The 15152-nt window shown below is 39.5% G+C and carries 12 protein-coding genes and 1 other annotated feature; all 12 genes read right to left on the bottom strand.

From position 1 onward, the window contains the following. Positions 1-11 precede the first annotated feature (11 nt). Positions 12-1121, bottom strand: coding sequence for an RNA polymerase sigma factor RpoD (gene rpoD / locus ADH52_RS05915; RefSeq protein WP_049510554.1), 1110 nt, complete (start codon positions 1119-1121; stop codon positions 12-14). 2 nt (positions 1122-1123) lie between these two features. Next, positions 1124-2884: a DNA primase gene (gene dnaG, locus ADH52_RS05920; protein WP_049510555.1), complete on the bottom strand. Its 1761-nt coding sequence runs from the start codon at positions 2882-2884 to the stop codon at positions 1124-1126. An 89-nt stretch (positions 2885-2973) separates the two neighbouring features. Continuing rightward, on the bottom strand, positions 2974-3732 hold the full coding sequence (locus tag ADH52_RS05925; RefSeq protein WP_049510556.1) for an ABC transporter ATP-binding protein: 759 nt from the start codon (positions 3730-3732) through the stop codon (positions 2974-2976). Then, positions 3729-4595, bottom strand: coding sequence for an ABC transporter permease (locus ADH52_RS05930; protein WP_049510622.1), 867 nt, complete (start codon positions 4593-4595; stop codon positions 3729-3731). Before ADH52_RS05930 ends, ADH52_RS05925 begins: the two co-directional genes overlap by 4 nt. 75 nt (positions 4596-4670) lie before the next feature. Next, the gene (gene trpX / locus ADH52_RS05935; RefSeq protein ID WP_049510557.1) at positions 4671-5666 is read right to left on the bottom strand and encodes a tryptophan ABC transporter substrate-binding protein; all 996 of its coding nucleotides are present in this window, start codon (positions 5664-5666) and stop codon (positions 4671-4673) included. A gap of 113 nt (positions 5667-5779) precedes the next feature. Further along, positions 5780-5997: a binding site (T-box leader), on the bottom strand. A gap of 96 nt (positions 5998-6093) precedes the next feature. Then, on the bottom strand, positions 6094-8790 hold the full coding sequence (ppc, locus tag ADH52_RS05940) for a phosphoenolpyruvate carboxylase (protein WP_049491794.1): 2697 nt from the start codon (positions 8788-8790) through the stop codon (positions 6094-6096). Positions 8791-8814: 24 nt separating this feature from the next. Continuing rightward, the gene (ftsW, locus tag ADH52_RS05945; protein ID WP_049510558.1) at positions 8815-10038 is read right to left on the bottom strand and encodes a cell division peptidoglycan polymerase FtsW; all 1224 of its coding nucleotides are present in this window, start codon (positions 10036-10038) and stop codon (positions 8815-8817) included. Between the two features lie 160 nt (positions 10039-10198). Then, entirely contained in the window at positions 10199-11137 is a 939-nt protein-coding gene (gene prsA / locus ADH52_RS05950) for a peptidylprolyl isomerase PrsA (protein ID WP_049488739.1), read from the bottom strand. A 66-nt stretch (positions 11138-11203) separates the two neighbouring features. Then, complete coding sequence (locus ADH52_RS05955) at positions 11204-11917, bottom strand: O-methyltransferase (RefSeq protein WP_080977875.1); 714 nt, start codon at positions 11915-11917, stop codon at positions 11204-11206. Between the two features lies 1 nt (position 11918). Continuing rightward, positions 11919-13721, bottom strand: a complete 1803-nt coding sequence (pepF, locus tag ADH52_RS05960; protein WP_049488737.1) for an oligoendopeptidase F — start codon at positions 13719-13721, stop codon at positions 11919-11921. 18 nt (positions 13722-13739) lie between these two features. Continuing rightward, the gene (locus ADH52_RS05965; protein WP_049510559.1) at positions 13740-14693 is read right to left on the bottom strand and encodes a competence protein CoiA; all 954 of its coding nucleotides are present in this window, start codon (positions 14691-14693) and stop codon (positions 13740-13742) included. A gap of 77 nt (positions 14694-14770) precedes the next feature. Next, positions 14771-15148, bottom strand: coding sequence for a type II toxin-antitoxin system HicB family antitoxin (locus ADH52_RS05970; protein ID WP_033688727.1), 378 nt, complete (start codon positions 15146-15148; stop codon positions 14771-14773). Positions 15149-15152: the final 4 nt, after the last annotated feature.

The following is a 15152-nucleotide window of genomic DNA, read 5'->3' on the forward strand; positions in this document are numbered from 1 at the left end:
CATCCTCACTCTTAGTCTTCAATAAAATCACGAAGCGGTTTGCTGCGACTTGGTTGGCGTAGTTTTCTCAAAGCCTTGGCTTCAATCTGACGGATACGCTCACGAGTCACGTTAAAGACTTTACCTACATCTTCAAGAGTACGCATTTTTCCATCATCTAACCCAAAACGTAGACGCAGAACATTTTCTTCACGGTCTGTAAGAGTATCCAAGACCTCATCCAACTGCTCACGCAAGACGATACGAGTTGTATAGTCCACTGGATTTTCAATCACTTCGTCTTCGATAAAATCCCCAAGATGGCTATCATCCTCTTCACCGATAGGAGTTTCAAGAGATACCGGTTCTTGAGCAATCTTCAAGATTTCACGAACCTTGTCAGGAGTCATATCCATACGTTCGGCGATTTGCTCAGGTGTTGGATCTTGTCCCAATTCTTGAAGGAGATTACGTTGTTCGCGAACCAATTTATTGATGGTTTCAACCATGTGGACTGGAATACGGATGGTACGAGCTTGATCCGCAATAGCACGAGTGATAGCTTGACGAATCCACCAAGTTGCGTAAGTTGAAAACTTGAATCCTTTAGAATAGTCAAACTTGTCAACCGCCTTCATCAAGCCCATATTTCCTTCTTGAATCAAGTCAAGGAACTGCATACCACGCCCGACATAGCGTTTGGCAATAGAAACAACCAAACGAAGATTGGCTTCCGCAAGACGTTGTTTGGCTTCGATATCGCCAGCTTCAACTGCTAGTGCTAATTCTTTTTCCTCTTCATTGGTCAAAAGAGGAACGACCCCGATTTCTTTCAAGTACATACGGACAGGGTCATTAACCTTAGCCGAAGTTGAACCAATCAAGTCCTCATCGCTGAGTTCTGGTTCTTCTTCATTGCTAAGAACACGCGCGCTTGGATTTCCTTCGTTATCTGTGATAGAAATTCCTGCATCCTGAATCCGTTGCAAGAGATCTTCAATCCCATCAGCGTCCAAGGTAAAAGGAAGGACTAGACTGGCATTGATTTCGTCGTCTGTTGCTGTCCCTTTTTGCTTATGATTACGGATAAATTCTGCTACTTGTACATCAAATGTTGTTACTTCTTTTTGTTTTGTTGCCATTATTACTCCATTCTTCTCTTTTGGGAAATTAAACGTTCCAATTCTTCTAGGGCTGTGTCGGTATCTCCTACATGGCTAGCTTCCTGCACCTTCTTTTTGATTCTCATATTGTCCTGATTCAAGAGAGCCTTGTTTCGAGTCATCTCTACTTCACTAAGTTCCTGCGGTGACATCTCAGCAGGCAAATCCTGAGCTAAAACTTGGTACCAAGCTCTTTCAACTTCCTCTGTCTGTTCTGCTAGAACTTCTGGAGGAAGATTGCCATACTGGCCAAGCAAGTCATATAGGACCTGAAATTCAGGTGTGTCAAATGCAAAGTCTTCTCTCAAACGGTAATCGTTCAAAACAAGAGGAGATTCCATCATTCGATAAAGTAGATGAGCTTCTGCCCTCATAATAGCCGATAACTGCTTGGTGACAGGCATAGTGATTTGCGTCGGTCTGGAAACCCCTTCCATGCGATTCTGCCTTTGCGCCTGACGACTCTCATTAACAATCTGCTCAATCTGGGCATAATCAAAGGACGCCAGACTATCAGCTAAAATATGTATATAGCTGTTTTGAGCAGTGATAGATTTTTCTTGAACAATCAAGGGAGCTATTTTTTCAATAAACTCAATCTGAGCCTGCAGATTTTCACTATTTTCAGGCTTATACTGGTGAATGTAAAACTCAATCGGACTAATACGAGTTTTTGTTAATAGATAGGCCAAGTCTTCTGGACCATTTTTTTGTAGATATTCATCCGGATCCAAGTTATCAGGCATGCTGACGATCTGCACAGGCATATCACCAATTTCGTCCAGCGCTTTCAATGTCGCAGCTTGTCCAGCCTTATCGCCATCATAAACAAGAACCAACTTCTTGGTTAATCTTTTCAGATGCTCAACATGCTCACGACTTAAAGCTGTTCCCATAGATGCGACAGCATTTTCGATTCCAGCCCGATAGGCTGCAATGACATCCATGAATCCTTCCATCAGATAAATCTCACTGGCTTTTCCAGAAGATTTTTTTGCCCTATCCATATGATATAATTCGTAACTTTTGTTAAAAATTGCAGTCGATCGGCTATTTTTATACTTAGAAGTTTGTGAATCCGTTTTCTGCCAGATACGACCTGAGAAGGCAATGACCTTTCCTTGGTCATTTGTCAGGGGAAACATAATGCGATTGTGAAAGGTGTCTACAAATTGATTAGCATCCGAGAGATAAAACAGTCCTGAATCTAGGAAATCCTCATCTCGATACTGACCAGACAAACGTTGATAGAGATAGTTTCGTTCTGGAGGTGCCAAACCAATCCGAAAATGCTTGAGCACTTCATCTGTCAAACCACGCTGATAAAGGTAGTTTCTGGCCTCCTCCCCCATGGTCGTTGTCATGAGAATAGCATGATAAAATTTGGCAGCATCTTCATGCATATCATAAAGAGCTTGGTGGGGTGAAGCTGGCTTCTGCTCACTATAAAGCGGTTTTTCAACCTCAATCCCAACACGCTGACCTAAGATTTGGACAGCCTCCATAAAAGGAACTCCTTGGTACTCCTCGATGAACTTAAAGACATCACCTGAGCGACCACAACCAAAACAGTGGTAAAACTGCTTGTCCTCTACAACGTTAAAAGAAGGTGTTTTTTCACCATGAAAAGGACAGAGCCCTAGATAGTTCCGTCCTGCCTTTTGTAAAGAAATCACATCTCCTATGACTTCCACAATGTTGGCATTGTTTTTGATTTCTTCAATGACTTGTTTGTCAACCATACACAATACCTCCATGTTATCATAGTTTACTTTATATAGTATACTTTATTTCAGAAAAAAAGTAAACCATTTCACTCATTTTCCCTACTTTATTCAAAGAGTTGATAATAATCAGAGATTTTCATTTTTGATTTATCTTCTTGGTTCAAATCTTGGATAATTCGTCCTTCTTTCATGACAATTAAACGATTGCCATATTTGAGAGCATCTTCCATATGGTGGGTAATCATAAGCGCTGTCAGCTGGTCTTTCTTGACAAATTCATCCGTCAATTCCATCAAGGCCACACTGGTCTTTGGATCAAGGGCTGCAGTATGCTCGTCTAACAAGAGTAATTCAGGACGCTTCAAGGTTGCCATCAAGAGACTCAAGGCTTGTCTTTGACCACCTGATAAGAACTCAATCGGTGTATTCAAGTGTTTCTCAAGACCATTTCCTACTTTTTCAATGGTCGCCTGAAATTCATCCTTATAACTAGTCAAGCGTCGTGGTAACAATCCACGCTTTTCACCACGAAACTTGGCAATTAAAAGATTTTCAGCGACTGTCATACGAGGAGCAGTCCCCATCTTTGGGTCTTGGAAGACACGAGACAGATACTTGGCTCGCTTCTCTGGTGAAAACTTGGTAACATCCTCACCTAAAATACGGATAGTTCCACTGGTTAGTGATAAAGTTCCTGCAATAGTATTAAAAAGAGTTGATTTACCAGCACCATTTCCACCTAAAATCGTGATAAAGTCCTGTTCAAAAATTTCTAATGAAACATCATTTAAAATAATCTTTTCTTCATCAAAGCCATTTTTAACGACTTTGGTTGCATTTTTTAATTCTACAATTGCTGTCATTTGCTTAACTTGGCTCCTTTCAAGATGGTTTGCTTAAATGTTGGAATCATGAGGCAGACTGCTAAAATCACTGCACTGTATAGACGAAGGTAACTTGTGTTAAATCCAAGCGCAATAACTGCCCACACTAAGAATTGATAAGCGATAGAACCTACAACGATGGTAACCAGACGTTCTGCCAAGCTCAAACTCTTGAAGATAACTTCCCCAATAATCAAACTTGCAAGCCCCACAACGATGACACCAATTCCTCGAGATACATCAGCATACCCTTCTTGCTGGGCAATAAGAGCTCCTGCAAGTGCAATCACACCATTTGATAAAACCAAGCCCATAAGCTCCATGCGTCCAGTATGAATCCCGAAACTTCTAGCCATATCAGGATTGTCACCTGTAGCAATATAGGCTTGTCCTAGTTTGGTATCCAAGAAAAAGAGCATGAGAGCAATAACAAGACTGACAAAGATGAGACCTGTCAAGAGTTGGTTCAAATCTGAATCAAAAGGCAAAACATCCTGAATTTGCTTGGTTCCAAGCAGTCCTAAGTTTGCACGCCCCATAATCAAGAGCATGATAGAGTGGCAAGAAGTCATCACCAAAATCCCTGAGAGCAAGGTTGGGATCTTCCCTTTTGTATAAAGAAGTCCTGCTGCCATACCAGCCAAACAACCTGCTCCAACAGCAACAAGTGTCGCTAAAAAGGGATTCACGCCCCTTGTTATCAAAGTGACAGCAACAGCTCCCCCAAGAGGGAAGGAACCTTCTGCCGTCATATCTGGAAAGTTCAAAATCCTAAATGTCATAAAGATTCCCAGACCTAGAATAGCCCAGACAAATCCTTGAGAAATAATAGATAATATCATCTGTTTCTTAACCTTTTCTATATGATTTCTATTGTAAAAAATTGGAGGAGATGTCCCCAACTCCTCCATTCTAGATTATTCAATCACTTGTCCTGCTTCTTTTAGAACAGATTCAGGAATCGTAATACCTAATTCTTGTGCCAATTTTTTGTTAATTACTGACTTACCAGTTGAAAATACATTGACTGGAGTATCAGCTGGTTTTGCACCTTTCAAAACTTGTGCAATCATTTTACCTGTTGCCACACCGAGATCATGTTGATCAACTACAACGGATGCCAAACCACCTGCTTCTACCATGGCAGTTGCGCTTGGGTAGATTGGTTTTTTAGCTGATTGGTTGCTTGATACAACAGTTGAGAAGGCTGAAGCAATAGTGTTATCGATTGGAACCCAGATAGCATCAACCTTGCTAGTCATAACGTTAACTGTTGAAGCAATTTCATTTGTTGAAGGAACTGCAAATGTTTCTACTGTCAAACCTGCTTTTTCAGCATAAGCCTTAAATTCTTCTACCTGAGTTTTTGAATTGTCTTCGCTGCTTGAGTAAAGAGCTCCGATTGTTTTCACATTTGGTGTCAAAGCCTTGATGAGTTCAACTTGTTGTTGAGCTGGATTGTGGTCAGATACCCCTGTGATGTTGCCACCTGGTTTTTTCAAATCTTTAACCAAGTTCGCACCGATTGGGTCTGTAATAGCAGCCATGATAACCGGTAGGTCTTTTGTGGCACTAGCCAAGCCTTGAGCAGCTGGTGTTGCAATCCCTACTACTAGGTCATTCCCATTTGCAACCAATTGTTTACTCATTGTCGCAACCTTACTTTGGTCACCTTCTGAGTTCATAAAATCGATTTTAAGTTGATCATCTTTATAACCTTCTTCTGCAAGTCCATCTTGGATTCCCTTATAAATCAAGTCAAGAGATGGATGGCTTACAAACTGAAGGACACCAACTTTGGCAACTTTCTTTTCATTTTTAGCTTCTGATGTATTCATTGAAGAGTAAATCAAACTTCCTGCTACTAAGACTGCTAATGCAACAATCATTCCAATTAAACGTTTATTTTTCATTCTATTTCTCCTTTTTATTTCCTTTAATATATTTCACTTATCTAAACAAGCGACGCCATCGTTTTCTTTCCATACTAACCTCCATCAAAAAAGTCCTCACACAAAAAAACTTGTGTGAGGACGTCGATGCGCGGTACCACCTCAATTATAGGGAATTTCCCTATCGCTCTGTCTCGCAATAACGAGATGCACTGTAAGGTGTGCTCACCGAATTTTTATGATTTCAAATTCTAAATAACATTCAGCCCAATTTTCATCATCATCACTTATCTGTTTTCAGCTACCACAGACTCTCTAAAAATTTTATATGATTACTTTTCTGAATGGTTAAATTATATCATTTTTCAACTACTTGTCAAGACTCTTTTAGCATTTTTTTGAAAGATTCAAAAACTTCCCCTATAGAAAAGAGGAAGTTTGATAGGTATCAGCCTGAATTACGCAATCCTGTCGCAATTCCGTTGATGGTTGTATGGATTAATTTTTCTTGGTCGCTAGATAATTCTCCTCGGCGTTGACGTTTAATCAACTCCAACTGGATATAGTTGAGAATATTAAAGTAAGGCATACGATAATCCAAACTTGCTTTTAGATATGGATTTTCAGCCAAGAGTTCGTCATACCCTTCGATAGCCAAGATAACTTCCTTGGTAACTTGCCATTCATTTAGAATAGTCTCATAGATTGCTTTTACTTCTTCATCCTCACACAGTTTGGCATATTCAAAAGCAATGTTCATATTTGATTTTGACAAGACCATATCAACATTTGAAAGAAGCGATTGGAAGAAAGGCCAATTTTGGTACATATCTCGTAGGATAGCGATATTCTCTGGATTTTTATCGATAAATTCCTTGAAGCTTGAACCAACCCCATACCATCCAGGGAACATGACGCGACTTTGCGACCATGAGAATACCCAAGGGATAGCTCGCAAACCACCGATTTCAGTAATAGTCTTACGAGCAGCTGGACGAGAACCAATGTTAAAGCTTGAAATAGCCTTGATTGGACTTGACTCAAAGAAATAATCATAAAAATGATCATTACCAAAGACCAAATCACGGTAGATATCGTAACTACGGTCCACTACTTGATCCATAATAGCTTCGTAACGATTTGAGGTATTGGTATCACTCTTCTTCTGAGTAATCATACGGTTAATGGCTGCTGAAACCAACATTTCAAGGTTATAGTAGGCTGCGTCTTTGTTTCCGTATTTATTCCCGATTACTTCACCCTGCTCCGTCAAGCGGATACGATCCTTAATGGACTTGAGAGGTTGAGAGGTGATGGCTTCATAGGTTGGTCCACCACCACGACCGACAGTACCACCGCGACCATGGAAGAAGGTAACCTTAACGCCAAATTCATCTCCGATAGCAGTCAATTGTTGTTGAGCCTTGTAGAGGGTCCAACATGATGATAGGTAACCACCATCTTTATTACTGTCAGAGTAGCCCAACATGATTTCTTGATAGTTATTGCGTGAAGCAATCCATTTCTTGGCCAGAGGAAGAGAAAGATATTCTCTCATGGTTTCTTCTGAGTGGTCCAAATCCTCAATTGTTTCAAAGAGAGGAACAATTTGGACCCGGGCTCTTTCTTTATCAACTAACCCTACTTCTTTTAGCAAGATAGCCAATTCCAACATGTCTGATACGCTGGTTGCATGTGAAATGATAGTCTGACGAATGACATCATCTCCCAACTTATCTTTCAACTTACGAGCAGCCTTAAAGATTGCTAATTCTTTTTCAAGTAACTCTGATTTTTCAACGTGAGTGGCAGAAAGAATACGTGGATCTTCTTCCAATTCTTTCAAAAGAAGCTGGCATTTTTCTTCTTCACTGAGTTCGCTATAATGAGAATGAATACCTGCTGATTTCAAGAGTTCGGCCACACAAGCTTCATGAACACTAGAATCTTGACGCATGTCAATAGATGCCAAATAAAAGCCAAAAATTTCAACTGCCTGAATCAGCTCAACAAAATCACCAGAAATCAGTGCTTCACCCTTGTTTTCCAAGAGGGAATCACGAATGGTAATTAAATCCTTATAAAAATCATTAGCTGTTTCATAGCGAGCTCCAACTTCCTTATCCTCAATCAAATAAGCTTTTGTCGCTTGGATTTTTGATTGAATATCAAACAAGGCACGACGGTATAGCTCTTTTTCACGATAAATAGAATTATCCTTAGACTGACGAGCCATTTCTCTGACTTGCTTGCTCACATTGACAATACTGGTTGAGAGAGAGAACTCACGATAAAGTTGGTAAATTTTTTCATCATAGTAGTTCATGATGACTTCACACTGAGTCATAGCAGATTGTTTCAAGGTGTCTGCTGTAACAAAAGGATTCCCATCACGGTCTCCACCAATCCACATACCCATGGTAATTGGTTTTGGATGTTTCAACTCCAAGCCATGTTTTTTAGCCAGACGTTTGTACTCAGCAGTCAAATGAGGAACTGCCTTCAGGAATGAACTATTGTAGTATTCCATAACATTCGTGATTTCATTGGTTACTTTCAATTTCTTTTCACGAATCATGTCTGTTTGCATGATAATCTCAATGTAACGACGGAGATCATTATGCCATTTTTCCTTATTAATCAAGCCTAATTTCACATCACGGTACTTACGCAAGAGGGTATGGATATGGTTGGTCAAATCCAACATACTCTTACGTTGTACTTGTGTTGGATGGGCAGTCAAAACAGGGACAACATTCAAATGTTCTAGAATTTCAACCGCATTTTCTTTTTCTGCAACCATTTTGATCGTTGCTGATAATTTCCCAAGATAATCTTGATCGATGTTATTTTGATGGTTGATTTCATAGGCTAAATCCACGTCTTCTGAAATATTAATCAAAAGAGGCAAGATAGAGAAATAGCGTGAAATATAAGCCATTTCATCATTTGTCAGACTAGTAACCAATTGGTTCAAGCCCTGATAATCTTCTTGAGTTGACAATTCCTTCAACTGCATGATTTTTTCAAAAGTCTCTGGGGCAAGCATATTTTTAGTGATATCTTCTAACAATTCTGTTAAAATCAATACTTCTTCTTGCACGACAGCTTTATTACTATAGTTTTCTAATTTTTGAAGAGACATAGGTAATCCTTTCCACTATCAACTCTACATATAGTTTGATGAGTGAGTTTCTAACTCCTCATATAATTGGGCACGTTTTTCACTTGCATCAATATTTAAGACAAAAGCAATGGCTACAGACAAGACTAGGAGACTGTTCCCTCCTTGTGATAAGAAGGGGAAGGTTACTCCTGTCGAAGGAATAATGCCAGAAATTCCACCGATATTGACAAATACCTGTACCAGCATCATCCCCCCAACCCCAATCGCCATCATGGAATTAAAGGGATTCTTAGCACGAATACCGACTAGGATAATTCGTAAAATCAGGAAAAAGACAAGTGCTAAAATCAAGCTGGCTCCCACAAATCCAAACTCTTCAATAACAATTGAAAATACAAAGTCTGTATGGGCCTCTGGTAAATAACCACGTTTTTCGATTGAATTTCCTAAGCCTAGACCAAACCACCCACCATTTACCATGGCAAAGTAGGAATTTGCAAGTTGGTGACCTGACCCTGCCAAATCGGCAAAGGGATTAAAGTAGGCACTGAAACGCTTAGCAACGTAACCAAATACTGGAACTTTTGAAAACTTATCAACCCCGATCATAGAAATAGCTGATAAGGACAGGGCTGAAACTCCAAATAATACACCGATAAAGGCTATAAACCAACGATGAGCAATTCCACTAACTGTATACATAATCAAGGCGACCAGAGCTAGGATGGTCGCATTCCCCAAATCTGGGAAAATAGCTAAACTTCCTATCATGACTAGTAGGACGAAGCGCCAATCATTAAAAGCACGAGGAATCCATTGATTTTGAGTTAAAACTTGAAAATCGTAAATTCCAATTTCATCCTGTTGTTTTGAGAAACGTTGGGCCAAGTACCAGACGATGATAATCTTCAAATACTCAGCTGGCTGAATGGTCAAAGGTCCTACTGAAATCCAACCATAGGCTCCATTGACTGGCGTACCAATTAAGCGAGCCAGAGCCAAAAGAATCAGCTCAACAAACATAATAATAAATAGCAGTCGTTCTTTTCTTAAAAAATTCAGTTTCAGCTTATATATCAAGGCAATCAATATTAAACTAAGTATCCAAAACATTCCCTGACTTCGAACCAATTGGAGGGCACTTTTACCTTCTTCGATAAGAATGGCACTGGTTGTAGAATAAACTACAATCAAGCCCAAAATAGATAAAAGTAAGTAAGGGACTAGAATAGAATAGTTTAACAGGTGCCTCTTACTAATCTTCATAGTATCACCAATCTAATGAGAACAAAAGAAATTATTCCCAAATTCCGTTTATTTTCTAGTTTTGATTGCTATTATACCATTTTTTCCGAAAGAAAAAAACTCTTACCCTTAAGATAATAGATTTTCTCATAAGAAAAAGAGCGCTTGGCTCTTTTCTGTTTTATTCTTTTGAAGAACTGCTTGAGCTTGAATCTCCACCACCGATATATTGGGTAAAGATATTTTGGAAGGCTTGATCTTTAACCTTGATATTGGCTGCTTGCAATTCTTTTCCGACAATACTTTGAACAAATGATGCATCATTTTGTTTTTGAGTCAAGATAACAGTTTTCAATTTTTCTTTGTAGTCATCGATATTAGATGACTTTTCTGTTTTCTTAATGAGTTTTACAATGTAATACTGACTGCTGTATGCTTGAGTACCAGTAGCTGTAATGACATCAGAAATGCCATTAACATCCAAGGCAAAAGCTGCTTTCTTAACTGGATCTGGTACTTCTGTTGAAGCTGAATCAAAAGTGATTTCACCACCGTTAGCTTTAGTTTTCTCATCAGTTGAGTTATCTTTAGCTAATTGAGCAAAATCTGCGCCACTTGCCTTAGCTTTTTCGAGTACTTCTTTCGCTTTATCCTCATTATCGAGACGAATAATTTGAGCAGTTACGTCCGGAGTATAGCTCTCAAATGCTTTCTTATACGCTTCATCAGTTAATTCAGCTTCTGCAGCCTTTTTAACTGCAAATTCAACTAATTTACTTGTACGAATTTGTGCTTTACGTGTTTCAAGAGTCATACCTGATTGTGATAAGACACGTTGGTAATTCTCACCATATTGTTTTTCTTCTCCAGAAATGATATCATCGATTTCTTTGTCATCTACTTCTGAGCCATATTGCTTCTCAAATACTTTTTGGATGGTCATATTCAACAAGACTTGTTGGGCTGAAGGATTGATTTTCACTTGCTCATAAAATTGATGTTCTGTGATGACATCCCCTTTCATGCTGATAAGGTCTGCCCCTTCTGAACCTTTCGAACAAGCTGCTAAAGTTGCTACTGATAATAGTGTAATGGCACCTGCCAATAGTTTTTTCTTCATGTCTACTCCTTTGAGATAAGTGTTACCCTATCTATTTTACTATATTTTCTTAAATTTTTCTGAAAATTATTCGCTGTCAAGCAATTGAACATCTGCTACATTTTTACGAAGCATGAGAATTCCGTCCCCTAAAGGTACTAATGTTGCAGTGAATTCTGGATTATCTAAGGTTGCATCAAATAATCTTTGAAGGCCTCGATAAATAGTTCGCTGACCACGACGAACCTCCATAATGTCCTTGGCAACATCACCACCTTGAAAAATATCATCCAAGACAACCACACCACCGACTTCCAAATGTTTGAGGATTTCTGGCAGAAAGACGATGTATTTAGACTTGGCTGAATCCATAAAGACGAAATCATAGGACTCTGTCAAGGTAGATAAGACATCTACCGCATCTCCTTCTAGGAGCGTAATTTGCTTGCGACTGTCAAACTGGGCGAAATTTTCCTTGGCAAATCCAATCATTTCTGGATTGCGGTCAATGGTTGTAATCTTAGCATTTGGCGCATGTTCAGCCATCAAGAGGGCTGAAAAACCGATAGCCGTCCCAATTTCCAGAATATTTTTAGGCCGCATGGTTTCCATGAGAAAACGGAAATAAGCAACCGTTTCATGAGGAATAATGGGAATATTTTCCTTGCGAGCAAAGTCTTCCAATTCTTTCAAAGATCCTGTGACTTGCTTTTGACGCTGACGCATCAAGTCTACAATTTCTTCTTTGACGACAGGACGACGCATGTTATGGTTGGCATTTTTACTATACGATTCAACCATCTTATGCCAATCCCAATTTTTCAACAAGGGCTTCAAACTCATTTAAGCGACGTTCAAAGACAGCAAAGGCATCGTTTAGGTAATCTTCCTTCTCCATATCAACACCAGCTTTTCTCATGACATTAAGTGGATAGTCAGACTTACCTGCCTTGAGGTAGTCGATATAGCGGTCACGGTCTTCTTGACTACCATGCACAATCTTTTCAGCCAAGGCTGAGGCTGCTGCAAAGCCAGTTGAATATTGGTATACATAGTAGTTATAGTAGAAGTGTGGAATGCGTGCCCACTCGTACTGGATTTCAGGATTGTCTTCCTTACTCAAACCATAATACTCTTGGTTCAAGTCTGCGTAGAGTTTATTTAAGAAATCACTTGTCAAGACTTCACCATTTTGATCCGCTTGGTGAATGGCGTGTTCAAACTCAGCAAATTGAGTTTGGCGGAAAACTGTTCCACGGAAACCATCTAGGAAGTTATTGAGAATAGCAAAGCGCGTTGCGTCGTCTTCCACTTCTTCCAATAATTTCTCCGTCAAGATATTTTCATTGGTCGTTGATGCAATCTCTGCCAAGAAGATAGAATAATCTCCGTAAACATAAGGTTGAGTTTCACGAGTATAGCTTGAGTGCATACTATGACCTGTTTCATGAACAAGAGTAAAGAGATTGTCTAGATTGTCCTGCCAGTTAAGAAGCATAAAGGCATTGGTATCATAAGAACCACCTGAGTAGGCACCTGAACGCTTGCCTTGGTTTTCGTAAACATCAATCCAACGATCGCTGAAGGCACGTTTAACACGGCTCAAGTAATCCTCACCCAAGACCGCCAAGGCATCTTCTGCTTTTTTCAAGGCTTCTTGGTAGGTAAAACTATACTCAACAGATGAAAGCGGTGTGTAGACATCGTACATCTTGAGGTCTGAAATCCCCAAAATCTTTGAACGAAGCTCAAGGTAACGATGCAAGAGGGGCAAATGCTTGCGAACTGCTGCTACCAAATTGTCATAAACACTTTCTGGAACAAAATTTGCTGCAAGGGCTGCATGACGAGCACTCTTGTAGTTGCGAACTTTTGCACGATAGTTTTGAACTTTAACATTTGTTTGTAAGGTTTTAGCATAAGTATGTTGGAATTGCTCATAAGTTGCATAAAGAGCTTGATAAGCACCACGACGCACCTCACGATTTTTAGACTCCATCAGACGTGTGTAAGTCCCATGAGAGAGCTGCACTTCCTTACCATCATCGTCGAGGACATAAGGGAACACAATATCCGCATTGTCCAAGATAGCGAAGGTTTCACTTGCTGAACCAAAGATTTCTCCAGCTCCAGCCAATAATTCTTCTTCACGTTGTGAAAGAACGTGATCCTTGCCTTGTAAAAGCTTATCAAAATAGTGTTGATAAACCTGCAATTTTGGTTGAGCCTCTAAAAAGTCAGCATATTGCTTTTCACTGATTTCCATAAATTCAGGCTCATAGAATGAAAAAGCTTGATCTAGCTGACTGTAGAGAGTCATTGCTTTGGCATAGTACTCTTGGTACTTGGCTTCACGTGTGTCCTGGTCATTTTTCATATGAGCATAAACGTAAAGCTTCTCCATTTGGCGTTCCATTTCAAGAGAAAATTCAGTAATTTCGAGTAGGCTATCCTCACTATCCAAGAGATGACCTTCATACTGGGCTACTGTCTCCAATTTTTCTGTTAATTCTTTTAAGGCTTCTTCCCAAGCCTGGTCAGTTGGGTAAATCGTTGATAGATCCCATGTATCTTTTTCATTTATTTCATTTCTTTGTAATACCATTAGATTCCTCCATCCTTTCTATTCTACCATATTTTTTAAGAAATATTGCTGATAAAAGGCTGGTGGATAGAGCTTTTGCCAATCATTTTGAGGATTTTCTTGATAATAGGTTTGAAAATACTGATAATAGCGAGTCAAATCTTGCTCAATTTGGCAAAAATCACCTACTAATGGTCGAATTTGTGGATACCATTCTTTTAGCCCATAAGTTAGAAGATTTTCTCCCTTTTTATAGGCTTCTGCTTGTTCTTTCATCCAAAAAGGATTTTGATAATAGAGTTGTTGCTGAATATAGCGACAGATATCCTTGTCCTGAGAAACTGTAAAATGAGATATTTTTTGTTTCTTATAGGGAAGACGTAATATTGCCAGTAGACTACCTTGACCATAAGGAAATTCCTTAATCTGATAATGGAGTTTACCGCGGAGATCTTGGTGAATCAGGTATTTGAGTCTTAAAAGCTGTTTTTCCTTGTCCAATTCCCAAACATAAAATCCCATGTTTTGACTAAAATAGAGAAAACCTTGTTGCAGACGAGTCAAACGCTCCTTGATCCAAAGTTTTTCTCCCAGTAACCACAGTACTTGGTAACCCTGACTACGATAGCCCTCGCTACGCTCTTTAAGAAGTTTCTGTGGCAAGGGACTACACTGAACTTCTAGAGCAAGATGACCATTTACAAATACATCCGCAATCTGTTTAAGCTCTGGAAGAGGGTATTCTAATTGCACCTCAGCCTCTGTTTTCAACCAGCGATAGAGGAATTCCTTATTTTCCAAGTGTTCTAGACTTTCATTTTCAGAGGAATAATCACAGTATTTTAGGGATTTATGGGCAAAATGGGGCCGGACAATTGGTCCTTGACGCAAACGGAGCTGACCTCCACAAGCTGGGCAGGTGTATGCTTGCTTCTCAAGTTTATCCTCTAACACATTTACCAATTCTCCCCTAGCATCTCTCGCAACAAACATGATTCCCTCCTTTTCTATATTATTCGTAAAAAAAGAAAAAGATCAGGAAATTTCCTAATCTACATCACTCTATAATTTTAGAGTTGCAAGCGGCTTTCAAGAGCTTGTGTCAACACTTCAGAATAGTTCACTTTCTCACGATCTGCAAGTCTGACTAGCCACTCTGGAACCGTAACATTTTTTCGAATCGCTTTATTATTCTTTACGAAAGGCAAGGGATTGACCTGAATCAAAGTCACAAATCCATCAGGAGCTTTCAACTCAGCAATGTCACTAGGAGTAGGCAAAGCCAGTCCTTCATCAATATAAGAAGCTAAAACACTCTCAAGCATTTCCCGAGCATTTTTCATTGCAAGTTCAATCGTTGCTCCTTCAGTCCCGCCTCCAAATTCAGGAAATTCAACCCAGTATCCAGTGCCTTCTCTATGAAAAATAGCAGGATAAGATTTTAGCATAATA

It is taken from the genome of Streptococcus pseudopneumoniae, assembly GCF_001072665.1.
Taxonomy (GTDB): domain Bacteria; phylum Bacillota; class Bacilli; order Lactobacillales; family Streptococcaceae; genus Streptococcus; species Streptococcus pseudopneumoniae_S.